Genomic DNA, 15,896 nt, shown 5'->3' on the forward strand with positions numbered 1-15,896 from the left:
CTGACACCCGCCGCCTCCCGTGATAGACCAGCCCCGCACCAGCCACGAGAGTAAGCCCATGATCCGCCGCCTGTTTCTCGATCACCCCAAATCCGTCGGCGAGAGCTTCACCGAGCATTTCGGCGTCGCCTCCAGTTTCGGTTTTCGCATGATTTGGGGCGGCGTGCGCTGTGCGCTGCACGCCTGGCTGCCGTTCGCCTTCAAGACCGCAGGCAGTGACACGGTCAAGGCGCTGCACCAGGAGATGCTGGCCAAGCGCGCCGCCAAGCGCGCCGATCTGACGCAGATGCTGACGGTCGAATACGTCATCTGAAGCTGGATCTGAGGCTGGGGCGGGCGGTCCGCGGGACGGGTGAGGGGGCTCGTCGTACGGTCAACTCACTTCGTCCTGAAAGGTTCCGCACAAACCTGCGCGGGGGTTTCCACCCCGCCGCCGACCTGCTTTGTGACCCTCACTGAACGAGCGGACCTGAGGGGGTCATATGAAATTCCGGGCTTTTGCAGTGCGTTGTGCACTGGCAGTATCGTGCGTCCTGATGGGGGCGACCCCAGCCGCAGCGCAGTTCTGGCAGTGCGCGCCCTATGCCCGCTCGATCTCCGGCATCAACATCCACGGCAATGCCAATACCTGGTGGGCGCAGGCCGCCGGCCGCTATGCCCGCGGCAAGGCGCCCAAGGTCGGCGCGGTCCTCTCGCTCCAGTCGAGCGGCCGCATGCGGCTCGGCCATGTCGCGATGGTCTCGGGTGTGATCAGCGACCGTGAAGTCACGCTGACCCATGCCAACTGGTCGCGTCGCGGCGGGATCGAACGCGATGTGCGCGCGGTCGACGTCTCGGCGGCAGGCGACTGGTCGATGGTCAAGGTCTGGTATGCCGCCAACCACGATCTCGGCACCTCGGCCTATCCGGCCAACGGCTTCATCTATGCCGACGGCGCCGCCGCGACGGACGATGTCGCGCCGCTGCCGACCGTCACGATGGCCGCCGCCAAGAGCAAGACCGTCGGCGTGCTGTCGATGGTCGATCGGGTGGCGTTCTAAACCCTTCGTCATCCCGGCCTTGAGCCGGGGCCCGCTTACCGCCGGTAAGAAGAAGCCGGACCCCGGCTCAAGGCCGGGGAGCCGTGGTTTCACCCCTTCGGCCTGAACGTCATCGCCACGCCGTTCATACAATAGCGCTTCCCCGTCGGCTTCGGCCCGTCGTCGAACACATGGCCCAGATGCCCGCCGCATTTGCGGCAATGCACTTCGGTCCGCGTGAAGCCCAACGATCCGTCGCGCCGCGTGCGCACCGCGTTTGGCAGCGGCTGCCAGAAGCTCGGCCAGCCCGTCCCGCTCTCGAACTTGGTGGAAGACGCATAGAGCGGCAGCGCGCAGCCGGCGCAACTGAACGTGCCGGCGCGATGCTCGGCGTTGAGCGGGCTGCTATACGGCCGCTCGGTCGCCTCGTGGCGCAGCGTCTGATAGGCCGCCGGCGACAGCTTGGCCTTCCACTGCGCATCGCTCAGCACATAGTCGAACTTTTCCGGCGCGGCGGTGGCACCACGGCAGCCGAACAGCGCGAACGCGGCGGCGCCGGTGCCGGCGAGCGTCAGGAAATGGCGGCGATTGTGGGTCATGGGCGTCCTCGCGTCGGGCATCTGGTTCGGATGTAAGTACGCGGAGGGGCGGTTGCGAGATGCAGGCGTCGTGCCGCCCCGCAGCGGCCGGGGCCACCGCCGGGGCGACGCGCGTCAATATTTCGAGAGCGTCACCGGCAGCGACTTGTAGCCGTGCACGAAACATTGCGCGACGCGCTGCGGCTCGCGCATGACGTTGACCCGCATCCGTCGCTTGGCCATTTCCTCGAGCAGCGTGGCGATCTGCAGCTCGGCCAGCCGCGCGCCGACGCAGCGGTGGATGCCGTGCCCGAACGCCAGGTGCCGCCGCGCATTCGGCCGGTCGACCAGCAGCGTATCGGCATCCTCGAACACGCTTTCGTCGCGATTGGCCGAGAGATACCAGAGGATCAGCTTCTCGCCGGCGCGGATCTGCTGCCCGCCGACGATTGCATCCTGCGTCGCGGTGCGGCGCATATGCGCCAGCGGCGTCTGCCACCGGATGATCTCCTGCACGGTATTGCCGATCAGCGACGGATCGGCCTCGAGCTTGGCGCGGCTGTCGGGGAATTTGTCGAGCGCATAGACCAGGCCGGTCATCGTGTTGCGCGTCGTATCGTTGCCGCCGACGATCAGCAGGATGAGATTGCCGAGGAATTCGAGATGATCCATCTCGCGCATCGCATCCGAATGGATCATCATCGAAATGAGATCGGGCGTCGGCGGCTGGCCGACCTTCTGGTCCCACAATTTCTTAAAATAGGCGCCGCATTCGTACATGTAGCCGAGCCGCTCGGCGCGCTTGCTCTCGTCCTTGACCAGCTCGATGTCGCCCGCCCAGTCGGACCAGAAGGTCAGCTTGCGCCGGTCCTCCCACGGGAAATCGAACAGGATCGCCAGCATCTGCGTGGTCAGTTCGATCGACACGCGATCGACCCAGTCGAACTCCTCGCCCCACGGCAGTCCATCGAGGATCTCGCCCGTCCGTCGCCGGATATCGTCGCTCATCCGCACCATTTCGCTGGGCGTGAAGGCCGGGGCGACGGTGCGGCGCTGGCCGGTATGTTTGGGCCGGTCCATGGCGATGAACATCGGCATCTTCACCGTATCGTCGCTCTCGATAAAGTCGGCGATGGTGATCCCGCCGGCCTCGCTGGAGAAGATTTCGGGCAGCGATTCGATCTCGATGATCGGCTTGTAGGCGGAGATCGACCAATAAGCGCCGTAGCTGCTGTCCTCCACGCGGTGGACCGGGGCGGTGGCGCGCAGCGTACGGAACGGGTCGTGCCAGATATCGTCGCGGTACAGTTCGGCGCGGCTCACGTCGAGCGGATCCGCGCGCGACTCCACCGGGTGCAGCATCGTGGCCATGATTGCCTCTCCTTTGCGGGGAGAAGAGCGCTAACTGACACCAAGGTCAATAGTGATAATTCCCTCTCCCATCGGGAGGGGGAATGAGATTACCGCCCGAACAACGCCTTCACGCTGAACTTCCCGCTGCCCGATTGCAGCACGCCGCGGCGGAAGGCGCGCGCACCGATCGTGATGACGATGCCGACCCACAACAACTGCCATGCCAGCGCCAGCAGATGCGGCCACAGCTCGGGCCGGTTCGCGGCGCGCGCGGCCATCGCGAACGGCGAGGAGAAGGGAAACCATTCCGCGAACGTCGCCACTGCGGTGCCCGGCTGCGCCGCGGCGACCGAGGCCAGGCCGAACATCGCCACCTGCACGATGGTGATCGGCAGCGACAGCATCTGGATCTCGCGCATTGTCGAGGCCTGCGCGCCGACGCTCAGGAACACCGCGCCCAGCAGCATGTACGCCATGGTGAAATAGGCGAAGAACAGCACGACATAGACGGGCATGCCGACCGCCGGGCCGATCGTCGCCAACGCCGCGGCAAGCCCCGGCGGGGCGATCGCGGCGATCTGGCTCACCAGCGTGCCCCAGAAGCCGACGAACAGCACCGCCACGCCGAACATGCCGAGCAATTTGCCGAGGAACACCGATTCGAGCGGCACCGCGGCGGCGAGTACTTCGATCACCTTGTTGCTGCGCTCCTCCGCCATCGTGCCGACCGCCTGGCCGGCGAGCAGCAGCGTCAGGAAGAAGATGCCGAACACGGTGAAGAACGCCGCCTGGTTCTTGCCGCCATTGGAGACCTTGGTGCGCGCCACCGATTGCTTGGTTGGCCGGCTCAGCGCCGCGCTGCCGCCGCTGCGTTCGGCACGCAAGGTCGCCTCGGCCAGTTCGGCGAGATAGTCGGCGGTGCGCGCGCCTTGCGCGCCGTACAGGATCGTCGGCGTGGCGAGCGGGCCGTACAGCACGGCCGAGACGTCGTAATCCTTGGCCTGCAGCTCGGCGCGGGCGCGCGCCGCCGCATCGCCGCGCGGCGCTTCGGTGACCAGCGCCGGCGGGCGTTCGTCGCGGCCGCGGAAGATCCGGCGCAGCCGCGTGTCGATCGCGGCCATCGCCGCCGCCTCGGCGGGGGGAACGATCGCGACGATCCGGTCCTTGGTGTCGTTGCCCTGTTTCATGCTCAACGCGCCCAGGCCGCCGATCGCGCCGAACGATCCCATGATCAGCGGCGCGAACAGGAAGATCAGGAAGGTGGGGGTGAACACCGTGGCGATGAAATCGCGCCGCGCGATGGTCAGCGTCTGGCGGATCAGCCGCCGCGTATTGCTCTGCTGCGCGCTCATGCTGCCTGCTCCAGCGAGTCCGCTTCGTCGTCCTGGGCCGCCGCGCCGACGATGCGCACGAACGCCTCGTGCAGCCCGGGCCGCTCGATCGACAGGCCGGCAATGCCGAATCCGGCATCGATCAGGCGCTTCAGGATCGCCTCGGCGCCGTCCTCGGGCACGGTGAAGCGCCAGCCGTCGGCGTCGCGCACCGCATCCGCCGGCAGCAGCGCGGCGATGCCGTCTCCGTCATGGTGCGGCACGTAATGCGCCTTCATCGGCAGCGTGCCGCGTGCATCCGCCACCGTGCCCTCGAATCGGCGCTTGCCCCCGGCGATGATGCACAATCGGTCGCACAGCCGCTCGGCATGCGCCATCACATGGGTCGAAAACAGGATCGTCGCGCCACGATCGCGCTCGGCGACGATCAGCGCCTCGAGCCGCTCCTGGTTGACCGGGTCGAGCCCGGAAAATGGCTCGTCGAGCACGAGCAGATCGGGCCGGTGCACGACCGAGCCGAGCAGCTGCACCAGCTGCGCCATGCCCTTGGAGAGTTTGCGGATCTTGGTATCCACCGCATGGCCGAGCCCGGCGGCCTCGAGCAGGTCGATCGCGCGCTTGCGCCCGGTCTTGAGATCGAGCCCGCGCAGCGCGCCGAGAAAGGCGATCGCGTCCTTGGCCTTCATCGCCGGATAGAGGCCGCGTTCCTCCGGCAGATAGCCGACCTGGTCGCTCGCCTCGCGCGGCCGCTCGTGGCCGAGCAGGGTGCGGTGGCCGCCATCGGGCTCGATGATGCCGAGCAGCATCCTGAGCGTGGTCGTCTTGCCCGCGCCATTGGGCCCGAGCACGCCGTAGATCGCGCCCTTGGGCACGGCGATGTCGATCCCGTCGACGACGCGGCGGCCGCCGAAATTCTTGATCAGGCCGGTGGCGCTGATGGCCAGAGTGTCGCTCGTCACGTGCGTCCCTTATAGCCGCCTGCGCCCCGGCCGCACGGCAGAGGTGTTGGCGCTTCGCGAACGTGGTAGCGGGCTGTGGTGCATCAGGACAAGTCACTCACCGATCGAATGAAGGCGAAAGCGGCGGAACTGGGCTTCGTCGCGTGCGGCGTGGCGCGCGCCGATGCCGCGCCGCAGACCGCGGCACGGCTGCGGCAATGGCTGGCCGAGGGGCGACACGGCGACATGATCTGGATGGAGGAACGCGCCCATCACCGCGAATCGCCCGCCGGCCTGTGGCCCGAGGTGAAGAGCGTGATCGCTTTGGGCATGAGCTATGCGCCGGCGACCGATCCGCTGGCCTTGGCCGGGGCGGGGGAGGTGGGCCGCATCTCGGTCTATGCGCAAGGCGGCGATTATCACGACGTGATCAAGCGCAATCTGAAGGCGCTCGCGCGCTGGCTGGTCGCCGAATTGCCCAGGGATTATCCGCACGACTTGAAGGTGTTCGTCGATACAGCACCAGTGATGGAAAAGCCGCTGTCCGAGGCGGCGGGGCTCGGCTGGCAGGGCAAGCACACCAATCTCGTCAGCCGCGCGCATGGCAGCTGGCTGTTCCTCGGCGCGATCTACACCACGCTCGAGCTCGAGCTGGCGCCCGATACGCCGGGCCAGGACACGTGCGGCTCGTGCGACGCCTGCCAGCGCGCCTGCCCGACCGACGCCTTCCCCGCGCCCTACCGGCTCGATGCCCGGCGCTGCATCTCGTATCTCACGATCGAGCATGCCGGCCCGATCCCGGAGGAATTCCGCGCGGCCATCGGCAACCGCATCTATGGCTGCGACGATTGCCTGGCGGTCTGCCCGTGGAACAAGTTCGCCGCCGCGGCCAGCGCCAACCTCGCCTTCGCCCCGCGCGCCGAGCTCGCCGCGCCGGCGCTGGCCGATCTGCTCGCGCTCGATGATGCCGCCTTCCGCCAGGTGTTCGCCGGCTCCCCGATCAAGCGCATCGGCCGCGATCGCATGGTGCGCAACGCGGCGATCGCGGCCGGGAATAGCGGCGCGGCGGCGCTGATCGCGCCGCTGTCCCGCTTGCTGGAGGATGAGTCGGCGGTGGTGCGCGATGCGGCGGGCTGGGCGCTAACGCGAATCAAGCGCCAATTGTCATTCGAAACCACCGGTTAAGGTGTTCCGCGCTATTTTTGGTCGACAGGAACTGCTTGGCTGAAACTCGATGCAGCAGATCACAAAGGTTCGTCCACTGCGCCATTGGAGCGCGGCCTTGGCTGCATTGGCGACGATGGTCGCCGGCCCTGCGCATGCCTGCCGCATGACCGTCGCGCCAACGCTTGAAGACGTGCGCTATGCGGATGTCGTAGTGATAGGTCGTATCGACAAGTACCGGATCATCCGTGACGAGTCGTCCCGCCGACGGATGCTCCTGTCGCCCCATTTGTCGCCCGACATGCGCAAGATGTATGCAGATCCAAAGCAGGGGCTATTGTCCGATTATGCGCATTTCGACATTCAGGTCGACGAGGTGCTCCTCGGCAAAGCAGGGGCTAGGATTTCGGTCACCTGGGACAATTCCACCTTTGGAGAACCGGACCGAATGGCGCCGGGGCAATACCTGATCGCGCTGCGCCGGCCGGGCTCGCTCAGCCCTCCGCTTCGCGGTCCGAGCGCCACGATCATACCCAGCCCGGACCGCAATGCCCTGACAATTCTCCAAGCACCTTGTTCGAGTGCGTTCATCTTTAACGTCGACAGCGATCAAGCGCGCGCCATTCGGAAAATCCTGTACGCGCGAGCGCATTAGCCAAAACGGCAACTGCGTTAGAATTACTTCCCCCCGCGCGCCTTCATCTGCAGCGCCGACACGCAGCTTGCGCGGTCGATCGGACTGCCGTCGCTCTGCCGTGCGTCGAGATAGGTGACGGTCGGCTCGGCATTGCCCTTGGGATAGAGGTACGCGTCGAGTACACAGGTGCCGCTGGCGAATTGCAGTTTGCGCGCATTGCCCTCGGTCAGGTCGGCGACCGGCGTGCCGAGCCGAGCGACCAGCCCGCGCGCATTCTGGCCGATCACGCCTTCCAGCCCCAGCGTGCCGGTCGGGATCGGCACGAACGGCGCGCGCGCCGGGCCCGTCGTGCCGCCCGCGGCGCAGCCGGCGAGCAGCAGGCCCGGTGCCAGGATCGTCATGATACGGTTCATTTGCGTCGTCCCTGATGGAACCAGTGCGTGGCCATCGCCGCGACTATAACCGGCGCGGCGAGATTGACGAACGGCACGACGAACAATCCGGTGCCGATCAGCCCAAGCACGAACCGGCTGAGCGCAGTCGCGCCGCGCCACCCCTTCAGCTCCGCCATGCCCATGTGCCGCACCGCGACCATGTCGCCGAGATCGCGCCCGAGCAGCCAGCCGTTGACGATGAAGAACAGGATTGCCGGGCCGATCCCGGTGACCAGCAGGAGCAGATAGACCGGCACCAGCAGCAGGTTGATCCCGGCGAACCGCGCGACCGAGCCGAGCCCCATGCCGATCGAGCGCGCCAGCGGCACCGCGCGCGCGGTCGTCAGCGCCTGTGGATAGTGTTTCGCCTCCACCGCCTGCACCACCTCGTCGGCGAACAGGCCGATCACCAGCACCGCGACACCGCGAAACAGCACGCCGGCAGTGACCAGCGCGAGGATCACCGCCGCGACGCCGGCAATCCCCTGCGCCCCGCTGCCGAATCCCCAATAGGCGACCGCCCAGGTCAGCGCGTACCACGCGCCCACGCCGAGCGCGGCAAGCAGCACGAGCGTCAGCGCGAGCGATTTGAGGAACACGCCGATGATGCGCCGGTCGCCGAGTTGCGCAAGCGAGAGGAAGAAGGCGCGGATCATGCGCGACGTGTATCGCGTGCCGCCATCAAGTCCACCTGCGTATTGTGCGGCTCCTCTCGCCAACCGTCATCCTGAACTCGTTTCAGGATCCATCCCTCCACCCGGAAGGGCAGGAGTTGTTGCACGCTGGATGCTGAAACGAGTTCAGCATGACGGCAGTGGGGCGGGGGGCGCCGCACTCGGCATTGGTTGCGCCGCGTGTCTGGCCCCATTACGGCCAACGCCAACATTTCCCGCTCAGGAGCGCATTCTTTGACCAGCCCCACTTATGACGTCGTCGCGATCGGCAATGCCATCGTCGATGTCCTGTCGCATTCCGACGACGCCTTCCTCGCCGCCGAGAACATGGCCAAGGGCTCGATGCAGCTGATGTTCTCGCCCGAAGAAGCCGACGCTTTGTACGACAAGATGGGCCCGGGCATCGAGGCGTCGGGCGGCTCGGCGGCCAACACCGTCGCCGGCATCGCGGCGCTGGGCGGCAAATGCGGCTTTATCGGCCAGGTCGCCAAGGATCAGCTCGGCGACGTGTTCGCGCACGATATCCGCGCGATGGGCGTGACGTTCGGCACGGTCGCCCGTGACGGCGAGCCGACCACCGCGCGCTGCCTGATTTTCGTCACCCCCGATGGCCAGCGCACGATGAACACCTTTCTCGGCGCGTCGCAGTTCCTGCCCGAGGCGGCGCTCGACCGCGATCTGATCGCCGATGCCGCGATCCTCTATCTCGAGGGCTATCTGTGGGATCCGGAAGAACCGCGCCAGGCGATGCGCGCGGCGATCGAGGTATCGCGCAAGGCCGGGCGCAAGGTCGCCTTCACGCTGAGCGACGTGTTCTGCATCTCGCGCCACGGCGCCGATTTCCGCCGCCTGATGGCCGACGGCCTGATCGACATCATGTTCGCCAACGAAGCGGAAATCCTCGCGCTGATGGAGACGGAGGATTTCGATGCGGCGGTGGCGGCAGCAGCGGCGCAGGTGCCGATGCTGGTGGTGACGCGCAGCGAGCAGGGCGCGATCGCGGTGTCGGGCGGCAAGACCGTCGCGGTGCCCGCCGCACCGGTCGAGCGCGTCGTCGACACGACCGGCGCAGGCGATCTGTTCGCCGCCGGCTTCCTGTCGGGCCAGGCGAACGGCAAGAGCGTCGAACAGTCGCTCAAGCTCGGCGCGCTGTGTGCGGCGGAGATCATCAGCCATGTCGGCGCCCGCCCGCAGGTCGATCTGAAGGCGCTGGCGGCAAAGCTGGGGTAACAGAACGAGGTCGTCACCCCGGACTTGGTCCGGGGTCCACCAAGCGGCTTTCGATACCCACCGAGGCCCATCGTCGCACGTGCGGCCCGGGGGACCCCGGACCAAGTCCGGGGTGCCGAATAGAAAAAGGCCGGGGATCGCTCCCCGGCCTTTTCTTTGTCCGACGGTTTCGCCCGGCTCAGTTCGGGTGGATCCCCGTCATGTCGGCCGACAGATCCTCGTTCGTCTCGATGATGCCGCGCCCGACATGGCTCGCGCGGTAGCTATAGGCATAATAGATCACCAGCCCGATCACGCCCCAGGCCGGCAGCACCAGCATCGCCTCGAGCGGCAGGTTGAAAAACAGGAACACGCAGCCGAAGATCGTCGCCGGCCCGATCAGCCACAGGATCGGCGTGCGGAAGCTGCGCTTCACGTTCGGCGCCGTCTTGCGCAGGATCATCACCGCGATGGCGACCATCATGAACGCGTAGAGCGTGCCGGCATTGGCGATGTCGGCCAGCTTGCCGACCGGCAGGAACGCCGCTGCGAAGGCCACCGCCGCGCCGGTCAGCGCAGTCACGATATACGGCGTCTTCCATTTCGGATGCACCGCCGACAGCCGCTCCGGCAGCAGGCCGTCACGGCTCATCACGAAGAAGATGCGCGTCTGGCCGAACATCAGGATCAGGATCACCGAGGGCAGGGCGATGAACGCGGCATAGCCGAGGAAATTGCCGATCGTGCCGAAGCCGATCTGGCGCAGCACATGCGCCAGCGCCTCGTTCGAGCAGACCAGCTGCTGGGCATATTGCGGCATCGCGCACTGGCGGGCGAGTTCTTCCGAACCGGCCGGGAAGGGCACGCCGCCCGGGCCCATGATCGGCTGGCCGCCGATCGTGCCGACCGCGCCGGCCGAGACCAGCATGTAGAAGACGGTGCAGAACAGCAGCGACCCGATCAGCCCGATCGGCACGTTGCGCTGCGGGTTCTTGGTTTCCTCGGCCGCGGTCGAGACCGCATCGAAGCCGACATAGGCGAAGAAGATCGTCGCCGCCGCGCCGACCGCGCCGACCCCGGTGCCGAACCCGCCGAACAGGCCGGCCGGCAGGAAGGGATTGAAATTATCGGCATTGAACTGGTCGGACGGCAGGGTGAGGGCGATGAACGCGGTCAGCGCGGTGACCTTGATCAGCACCAGCACGGCATTGACCTTGGCGCTCTCGCTGGTGCCGATGATCAGCAGCCAGGTGACCAGCAGCGCGATCACCACGGCGGGCAGGTTGATGAACCCGCCCGGCGATCCGCCCAGCGCCAGCGGCGCGGTGGTCAGATAGGCCGGCAGATGTATCCCCAATGTCTGGTTCAATATCGTGCCGGTGAAATAGCCGGACCAGCCGACCGACACCGCGCTCGCCGCAACGGCATATTCGAGGATCAGCGCCCAGCCGACCGTCCAGGCGAGCAATTCGCCCATCGTCGTATAGGTATAGGTATAAGCGGAGCCGGCGACCGGGATCATCGAGCCGATCTCGGCATAGCAGAGCGCGGCGATGATGCAGATGCCGCCGGCGATGGCGAAGGCGAGAAGCAGGCCGGGGCCCGCTTTCTGCGCGCCCGCCGCGGTCAATACGAAAATGCCGGTGCCGATGACGCAACCGATGCCGAACAGGGTCAGCTGGAACCAGCCGAGTGATCGGTGCAGTGATTTCTTCTCCGCCGTCGCCAGGATGGCGTCGAGTGGCTTGATACGGCCAAATATCATGTAGTGCTTTTCCCCGAAAGCGGCCGGCGCATGGGCCGGCTCGTTATGGGGCGGAGCCTAATGACAAAACGGAGACGTGCAATCCCTTATCGGGCGGGGATCGCGCGGATCGCCGCGGTTTACCGCGCCAGCATCGGCCCGAGCGGCTGGCCGGCGAACAGGTGGACGTGCAGGTGCGGCACTTCCTGCCCGGCCTGGCGCCCGGTATTGGCGAGCAGGCGATAGCCGCGCGGCACCAGCCCCGCATCGCGCGCCACCGTGCCGACCGCGCGGATGAAGCCGGCAATCTCCTCGGCCGAGCCATGCGCGCTGAAATCGTCCCATGAGACATAGCGGCCGCGCGGGATCACCAGGATGTGGATCGGCGCCTGCGCGTTGATGTCGTGGAACGCGATCGCCCATTCGTCCTCGTAGACGCGGCTCGACGGGATCTCGTCGCGCAGGATCTTGGCGAAGATGTTCTGGTCGTCATACGGCTTGGTTGCGTCGATCGGCATTGCAATATTCCCCTCCCGCCTGCGGGAGGGGCTAGGGGAGGGCCTGTCCCAGCGTCCGGCGGTCGTCGCGTTACATGCCCTCCCCCAGCCCCTCCCGCAAGCGGGAGGGGAGTTATGGCTTGCGTGCCGCCTTCTCGTCGATCCCCGAAACGCCCTCGCGCCGCACCATTTCCGCGCGAATATCGTCCAGGCTCAGCCCGGCATCGGCGAGCAGCACCATCAGGTGGAACAGCAGGTCGGTCGCCTCGGACACCAGTTCGTCGCGATCGTCGGCCACCGCCGCGATCACCGTCTCGACTGCTTCCTCGCCCACTTTCTGCGCGATCTTGGCGCGGCCGCGGGCGAACAATTTGGCGGTATAGGACGTGGTGGGATCGGCGCCGCGGCGCTCGCGGATCGTCGCTTCCAGCGTGTTCAGGAAATCTTCGGCCATGCACCCGCGCTGGCGCAGCCGCGCGCCGAGGTCAATCCTTGCGCGACGTGAAGCGCTTGCGCAGCGCCCGGCGGACGATGAACACGCCGATACAGGCGAGCACGAACAAGGCGATGTCGGACCATTCCGGCCCGGTCCGCACCTTGGTCACGCCGCTATGCGCGGCGAACACCGCCGTCGGCACGATGAGCAGGAGAAGCAGGAACAGCGTGCGCATCGGGCGGCGATAGGCGGCAGTGGTTAACATTCCGCAACCTCACCCCCCACCGTCATCCTGACGAAAGTCAGGATCCATCGCGCCGCAATCCCGTCGCCCTCGAGGCGAAATGGATCCTGACCTTCGTCAGGATGACGGCAATTATTGCGGCAACGGCCGCCGCACCGCCACCCCCGCTTGCGCCAGCGCGGCATGCGCATCCGCGATGCTTGCCTCGCCGAAATGGAAGATGCTCGCCGCGAGCACCGCGCTGGCATGGCCGTCGATCACGCCGGCGACCAGATCGTCCAGCCCGCCAACCCCGCCCGACGCGACCACCGGCACCGCGACCTGGTCGGCGATCGTGCGGATCAGCGCGAGATCGTAGCCGCCGCGCGTCCCGTCGCGATCCATCGAGGTGACCAGCAATTCGCCCGCGCCCAGGCGCACGAGATTGAGCGCATGCTCGATCGCATCGATCCCCGTCGCCCGCCTGCCGCCATGCGTGAACACCTCCCAGCGCTCGCCGTTGCGCCGCGCATCGACCGAGGCAACGCAGCACTGGCTGCCGAAGCGATCGGCGATCTCGGCGACGAGCTCGGGCCGCGCGACGGCAGCGGAATTGACCGCCACCTTGTCCGCCCCCGCCAGCAGCAGCGCGCGCGCATCCTCGGCGGAGCGCACCCCGCCGCCGACCGTCACCGGCATGAAGCACACTTCTGCTGTGCGCCGCACGACGTCGAGGATCGTCCCGCGCGCCTCGTGCGTCGCGGTGATGTCGAGGAAGCACAATTCGTCCGCCCCGGCGGCGTCATAGGCGCGCGCCTGCTCGACCGGATCGCCGGCATCCTTGAGATCGACGAAATTGACGCCTTTGACGACCCGGCCATTGGCCACGTCGAGACACGGGATGACGCGGGCACGGACGGTCAAATCCCCCTCCCGCTTGCGGGAGGGGTTAGGGGAGGGCGTGTCAGCGTAGAACAGGTCATCGTTTGGGACATGCCCTCCCCCGCCCCCTCCCGCAAGCGGGAGGGGAGAAGCCTAAGCCGCCGCCGCGACGCTGATCGCCGCCGCCAGATCCAGCCGCCCGTCATACAGCGCGCGTCCGGTAATAACGCCCTCCACGCCATCCTGCGCGTGCAGCGCGAGGATGTGGATCTCGCCGATCCCGGCCACGCCGCCGCTGGCGATGACCGGAATGCGCACCGCGCGCGCCAAATCGACGGTCGCCTCGACGTTGCAGCCCTTCAGCATCCCGTCGCGCCCGACATCGGTGAACAACAGGCTCGCCACGCCGGCATCCTCGAAGCGGCGCGCCAGGTCGATTACCGGGACGGTCGAGACATCGGCCCAGCCGCGCGTCGCGACCATGCCGTCCTTGGCGTCGACCGCGACGACGATCCCGCCGGGGAAATCGTTCGCCGCCTGTTTGACCAGTTCGGGATTTTCCAGCGCCGCGGTGCCGATCACCACGCGCGAGACGCCGAGATCGAACCATTTCTCGATCGCGGTGCGATCGCGGATCCCGCCGCCCAGTTGCACATGGCCGGGAAACTGGTCGACGATCGCGCGCACCGCATCGCCGTTGACCGACGCGCCGGCAAACGCCCCGTCGAGATCCACGACATGCAGATAGTCCGCGCCCTGTCCTGAAAACAGCATCGCCTGTGCCGCGGGATCATCGCCATAGACCGTCGCCCGGTCCATATCGCCCTCGGCCAGCCGCACGACCTGCCCGCCCTTGAGGTCGATGGCGGGAAATACGATCAGGGACGCCATGCGAGAAACCTTTCGAGGAGCGCCAGCCCGTAGCGCTGGCTCTTTTCGGGATGAAATTGCACGCCGAGCATATTGTCGCGCCCGATCGCCGCGGTGACCGCGCCAGCGTGATCGGTGGTCGCGATCACGTCGCGCCCGCGATAGGCATAGGAGTGCAGGAAATAGGCCTCGCCCGGCTCGATCAGCGCGTGGGGCAGGGGGGCGGTCACGTCGTTCCATCCCATATGCGGCACCTTGGCCGCGGGATCGGCCGGCTCGAGCAGCGCGACCGTGCCCTGCATCCAGCCCAGCCCTTGGTGCACGCCGTGCTCCTCGCCCGTCTCGGCCATCAACTGCATGCCGACGCAGATGCCGAGAAACGGCGCGCCCTCGATGCGCACGCGCTGCTCCAGCGCCTCGATCATCCCGGGCACCGCGCGCAGCGCCGCGGCGCAGGCGCCGAACGCGCCGACGCCGGGCAGCACGATGCGATCGGCGCGCGCCACCGCATCGGCATCCGCGGCGATCACGGCATCGGTGGCGCCCGCGGCCTTCAGCGCATTGTGCACCGAATGCAGGTTGCCCGCGCCGTAATCGATGAGGGCGAGGCTCAAATCCCCCTCCCGCTTGCGGGAGGGGCTAGGGGAGGGCATGTCGAGGGGCGGCCGAGACAGGCCCTCCCCCGACCCCTCCCGCAAGCGGGAGGGGAGTTGGTCACAACACCCCCTTGGTGCTCGGGATGACCCCGGCCTTGCGCGGATCGATCTCGACCGCCTCGCGCAGCGCTCTCGCGACGCCCTTGAATGCGGCCTCGGCGATATGGTGGTTGTTCTGCCCGTACAGCGTCTCGATGTGCAGCGTGACGCCCGCGGTCTGCGCGAAGGAATGGAAGAAATGCTCGAACATTTCGGTGTCCATCTCGCCTAGTTTCTTCTGGCTGAACTCGGTCTTCCACACGAGGTACGGCCGCCCGGAAATGTCGATCGCGACTCGTGCCAGCGTCTCGTCCATCGGGCTCAGCGCGTCGGCGTAGCGCCGGATGCCGCGCTTGTCGCCGAGCGCCTTGGCGATCGCCTCGCCGATCGCCAGGCCGGTATCCTCGACCGTGTGGTGCTGGTCGATATGCAGATCGCCGACCGTCTTCACGTCGAGATCGATCAGCGAATGGCGCGAGAGCTGCTCGAGCATGTGATCGAAAAAGCCGACGCCGGTGGAGACGGTATAGGCCCCCGTCCCGTCGAGGTTGACGGAGACAGCGATGCTGGTTTCGCTGGTCGAACGGTTGATCGTGGCGGTGCGCATCGCCTCCCAATAGCGTGCTGCCCTGCGCATGCAATCTTGACCCGCCCCCAAAGCGCGCTACCCAAGGGGCCATGAGCGATGGTCTGCCCGATAGCCTGATTCCTTACGACGAGATCGTGCAGGAAGCCCTGCGCGCCGTGGTCGGCCGCGTCCTCGGCTCGGTCGCGGAAAACGGCGGCCTGCCCGGCGACCATCATTTCTACATCACGTTCAAGACGCAGAATCCCGGCGTCGATATCCCGCAGCGCCTGATCGAGCGCTTCCCCGACGAAATGACCATCGTCATGCAGAACCGCTATTGGGATCTGCTGGTCGACGACGAGCGCTTCTCGGTCGGCCTGAGCTTCAACCAGGTGCCCTCCAAGCTCGTCATCCCCTATTCGGCGGTCACCGGCTTCCACGATCCCAGCGTCAATTTCGAGCTGCGCTTCCAGGCGCAGGACGGCCCCGAGGGCCCCGATCCGCATGACGAAGCGGAGAATGACGGCCCGACCGCCGTGCCGGTCGAAGACGGCTCGAACGTCGTCGCGGTCGATTTCAAACGGAAGAAATAATTCCCTCTCCCACCGGGAGAGGGAGGGAGCGCGAAGCGCGGAAGGGTGAGG

At 66.9% G+C, this 15,896-nt stretch carries 20 protein-coding genes; 6 read left to right on the top strand and 14 right to left on the bottom strand.

All coding sequences use genetic code 11. The features are described 5' to 3' along the window. Window positions 1-58 precede the first annotated feature (58 nt). Both NV401_RS05800 and NV401_RS05805 read left to right on the top strand, forming a co-directional pair. Window positions 59-313, top strand: coding sequence for a DUF6356 family protein (locus NV401_RS05800; RefSeq protein ID WP_261293442.1), 255 nt, complete (start codon window positions 59-61; stop codon window positions 311-313). Between the two features lie 169 nt (window positions 314-482). After that, a complete protein-coding gene (locus NV401_RS05805) occupies window positions 483-1,040 on the top strand; it encodes a CHAP domain-containing protein (RefSeq protein WP_261293443.1) in 558 nt (185 codons plus the stop codon). A gap of 89 nt (window positions 1,041-1,129) precedes the next feature. Here the strand turns inward: NV401_RS05805 and msrB are convergent, their stop codons facing one another. From msrB to NV401_RS05825, 4 genes are all read right to left on the bottom strand, one after another. Continuing rightward, window positions 1,130-1,618: a peptide-methionine (R)-S-oxide reductase MsrB gene (gene msrB, locus NV401_RS05810; RefSeq protein WP_261293444.1), complete on the bottom strand. Its 489-nt coding sequence runs from the start codon at window positions 1,616-1,618 to the stop codon at window positions 1,130-1,132. 114 nt (window positions 1,619-1,732) lie between these two features. Then, window positions 1,733-2,968, bottom strand: a complete 1,236-nt coding sequence (locus tag NV401_RS05815; protein WP_261293445.1) for a cytochrome P450 — start codon at window positions 2,966-2,968, stop codon at window positions 1,733-1,735. An 89-nt stretch (window positions 2,969-3,057) separates the two neighbouring features. Continuing rightward, complete coding sequence (locus NV401_RS05820; protein WP_261293446.1) at window positions 3,058-4,302, bottom strand: ABC transporter permease; 1,245 nt, start codon at window positions 4,300-4,302, stop codon at window positions 3,058-3,060. Then, a complete protein-coding gene (locus NV401_RS05825; protein ID WP_261293447.1) occupies window positions 4,299-5,240 on the bottom strand; it encodes an ABC transporter ATP-binding protein in 942 nt (313 codons plus the stop codon). The genes NV401_RS05820 and NV401_RS05825 overlap by 4 nt, the downstream gene beginning before the upstream one ends. Before the next feature lie 108 nt (window positions 5,241-5,348). On the opposite strand from NV401_RS05825, the gene queG reads away from it, so the two are divergent. Together queG and NV401_RS05835 are read left to right on the top strand one after the other, a co-directional pair. Next, complete coding sequence (gene queG, locus NV401_RS05830; RefSeq protein WP_261293587.1) at window positions 5,349-6,404, top strand: tRNA epoxyqueuosine(34) reductase QueG; 1,056 nt, start codon at window positions 5,349-5,351, stop codon at window positions 6,402-6,404. Between the two features lie 49 nt (window positions 6,405-6,453). Continuing rightward, on the top strand, window positions 6,454-7,038 hold the full coding sequence (locus NV401_RS05835; RefSeq protein ID WP_261293448.1) for a hypothetical protein: 585 nt from the start codon (window positions 6,454-6,456) through the stop codon (window positions 7,036-7,038). A gap of 23 nt (window positions 7,039-7,061) precedes the next feature. Here NV401_RS05835 and NV401_RS05840 read toward each other — a convergent pair whose 3' ends face one another. Together NV401_RS05840 and NV401_RS05845 are read right to left on the bottom strand one after the other, a co-directional pair. Then, window positions 7,062-7,433: a hypothetical protein gene (locus NV401_RS05840; protein ID WP_261293449.1), complete on the bottom strand. Its 372-nt coding sequence runs from the start codon at window positions 7,431-7,433 to the stop codon at window positions 7,062-7,064. Continuing rightward, window positions 7,430-8,110: an EI24 domain-containing protein gene (locus NV401_RS05845; protein WP_261293450.1), complete on the bottom strand. Its 681-nt coding sequence runs from the start codon at window positions 8,108-8,110 to the stop codon at window positions 7,430-7,432. Before NV401_RS05845 ends, NV401_RS05840 begins: the two co-directional genes overlap by 4 nt. 252 nt (window positions 8,111-8,362) lie before the next feature. Here NV401_RS05845 and NV401_RS05850 point away from each other — a divergent pair, with 252 nt between their 5' ends. Next, a complete protein-coding gene (locus NV401_RS05850; RefSeq protein ID WP_261293451.1) occupies window positions 8,363-9,358 on the top strand; it encodes an adenosine kinase in 996 nt (331 codons plus the stop codon). A 178-nt stretch (window positions 9,359-9,536) separates the two neighbouring features. Here the strand turns inward: NV401_RS05850 and NV401_RS05855 are convergent, their stop codons facing one another. The 8 genes from NV401_RS05855 to hisB all read right to left on the bottom strand — a co-directional run bounded on the left by NV401_RS05855 (window position 9,537) and on the right by hisB (window position 15,291). Then, window positions 9,537-11,102 carry an amino acid permease gene (locus NV401_RS05855; protein ID WP_261293452.1) on the bottom strand — a complete coding sequence of 522 codons (1,566 nt, stop codon included), beginning with the start codon at window positions 11,100-11,102 and terminating at the stop codon, window positions 9,537-9,539. A gap of 119 nt (window positions 11,103-11,221) precedes the next feature. Next, complete coding sequence (locus tag NV401_RS05860; protein WP_261293453.1) at window positions 11,222-11,599, bottom strand: histidine triad nucleotide-binding protein; 378 nt, start codon at window positions 11,597-11,599, stop codon at window positions 11,222-11,224. Between the two features lie 112 nt (window positions 11,600-11,711). Continuing rightward, complete coding sequence (locus tag NV401_RS05865; RefSeq protein ID WP_261293454.1) at window positions 11,712-12,032, bottom strand: phosphoribosyl-ATP diphosphatase; 321 nt, start codon at window positions 12,030-12,032, stop codon at window positions 11,712-11,714. Between the two features lie 31 nt (window positions 12,033-12,063). Further along, window positions 12,064-12,279, bottom strand: coding sequence for a hypothetical protein (locus NV401_RS05870; RefSeq protein ID WP_261293455.1), 216 nt, complete (start codon window positions 12,277-12,279; stop codon window positions 12,064-12,066). Window positions 12,280-12,390: 111 nt separating this feature from the next. Next, the gene (gene hisF, locus NV401_RS05875) at window positions 12,391-13,161 is read right to left on the bottom strand and encodes an imidazole glycerol phosphate synthase subunit HisF (protein ID WP_261293456.1); all 771 of its coding nucleotides are present in this window, start codon (window positions 13,159-13,161) and stop codon (window positions 12,391-12,393) included. Window positions 13,162-13,272: 111 nt separating this feature from the next. Further along, a complete protein-coding gene (hisA, locus tag NV401_RS05880) occupies window positions 13,273-14,010 on the bottom strand; it encodes a 1-(5-phosphoribosyl)-5-[(5-phosphoribosylamino)methylideneamino]imidazole-4-carboxamide isomerase (RefSeq protein ID WP_261293457.1) in 738 nt (245 codons plus the stop codon). Further along, window positions 13,998-14,603 carry an imidazole glycerol phosphate synthase subunit HisH gene (gene hisH, locus NV401_RS05885; protein WP_261293458.1) on the bottom strand — a complete coding sequence of 202 codons (606 nt, stop codon included), beginning with the start codon at window positions 14,601-14,603 and terminating at the stop codon, window positions 13,998-14,000. The genes hisA and hisH overlap by 13 nt, the downstream gene beginning before the upstream one ends. Window positions 14,604-14,703: 100 nt before the next feature. Then, complete coding sequence (gene hisB, locus NV401_RS05890; protein ID WP_261293459.1) at window positions 14,704-15,291, bottom strand: imidazoleglycerol-phosphate dehydratase HisB; 588 nt, start codon at window positions 15,289-15,291, stop codon at window positions 14,704-14,706. Between the two features lie 71 nt (window positions 15,292-15,362). Between hisB and NV401_RS05895 the strand changes: the two genes are divergently transcribed. Then, window positions 15,363-15,845 carry an SspB family protein gene (locus NV401_RS05895; protein ID WP_261293460.1) on the top strand — a complete coding sequence of 161 codons (483 nt, stop codon included), beginning with the start codon at window positions 15,363-15,365 and terminating at the stop codon, window positions 15,843-15,845. Window positions 15,846-15,896: the final 51 nt, after the last annotated feature.

The organism is Sphingomonas hylomeconis, from assembly GCF_025370105.1.
Taxonomy (GTDB): domain Bacteria; phylum Pseudomonadota; class Alphaproteobacteria; order Sphingomonadales; family Sphingomonadaceae; genus Sphingomonas; species Sphingomonas hylomeconis.

Bases quoted from the DNA above. Each gene is read 5' to 3' on its own strand.
- NV401_RS05860 (WP_261293453.1), bottom strand. From the start codon at position 11,599: ATGCCGATCGACGCAACCAAGCCGTATGACGACCAGAACATCTTCGCC.
- NV401_RS05840 (WP_261293449.1), bottom strand. From the start codon at position 7,433: ATGAACCGTATCATGACGATCCTGGCACCGGGCCTGCTGCTCGCCGGC.
- NV401_RS05865 (WP_261293454.1), bottom strand. From the start codon at position 12,032: ATGGCCGAAGATTTCCTGAACACGCTGGAAGCGACGATCCGCGAGCGC.
- queG (WP_261293587.1), top strand. From the start codon at position 5,349: ATGAAGGCGAAAGCGGCGGAACTGGGCTTCGTCGCGTGCGGCGTGGCG.
- NV401_RS05820 (WP_261293446.1), bottom strand. From the start codon at position 4,302: ATGAGCGCGCAGCAGAGCAATACGCGGCGGCTGATCCGCCAGACGCTG.
- hisB (WP_261293459.1), bottom strand. From the start codon at position 15,291: ATGCGCACCGCCACGATCAACCGTTCGACCAGCGAAACCAGCATCGCT.
- NV401_RS05800 (WP_261293442.1), top strand. From the start codon at position 59: ATGATCCGCCGCCTGTTTCTCGATCACCCCAAATCCGTCGGCGAGAGC.
- NV401_RS05815 (WP_261293445.1), bottom strand. From the start codon at position 2,968: ATGGCCACGATGCTGCACCCGGTGGAGTCGCGCGCGGATCCGCTCGAC.
- NV401_RS05845 (WP_261293450.1), bottom strand. From the start codon at position 8,110: ATGATCCGCGCCTTCTTCCTCTCGCTTGCGCAACTCGGCGACCGGCGC.
- NV401_RS05855 (WP_261293452.1), bottom strand. From the start codon at position 11,102: ATGATATTTGGCCGTATCAAGCCACTCGACGCCATCCTGGCGACGGCG.
- msrB (WP_261293444.1), bottom strand. From the start codon at position 1,618: ATGACCCACAATCGCCGCCATTTCCTGACGCTCGCCGGCACCGGCGCC.
- NV401_RS05870 (WP_261293455.1), bottom strand. From the start codon at position 12,279: ATGTTAACCACTGCCGCCTATCGCCGCCCGATGCGCACGCTGTTCCTG.
- NV401_RS05835 (WP_261293448.1), top strand. From the start codon at position 6,454: ATGCAGCAGATCACAAAGGTTCGTCCACTGCGCCATTGGAGCGCGGCC.
- NV401_RS05895 (WP_261293460.1), top strand. From the start codon at position 15,363: ATGAGCGATGGTCTGCCCGATAGCCTGATTCCTTACGACGAGATCGTG.
- NV401_RS05805 (WP_261293443.1), top strand. From the start codon at position 483: ATGAAATTCCGGGCTTTTGCAGTGCGTTGTGCACTGGCAGTATCGTGC.
- hisA (WP_261293457.1), bottom strand. From the start codon at position 14,010: ATGGCGTCCCTGATCGTATTTCCCGCCATCGACCTCAAGGGCGGGCAG.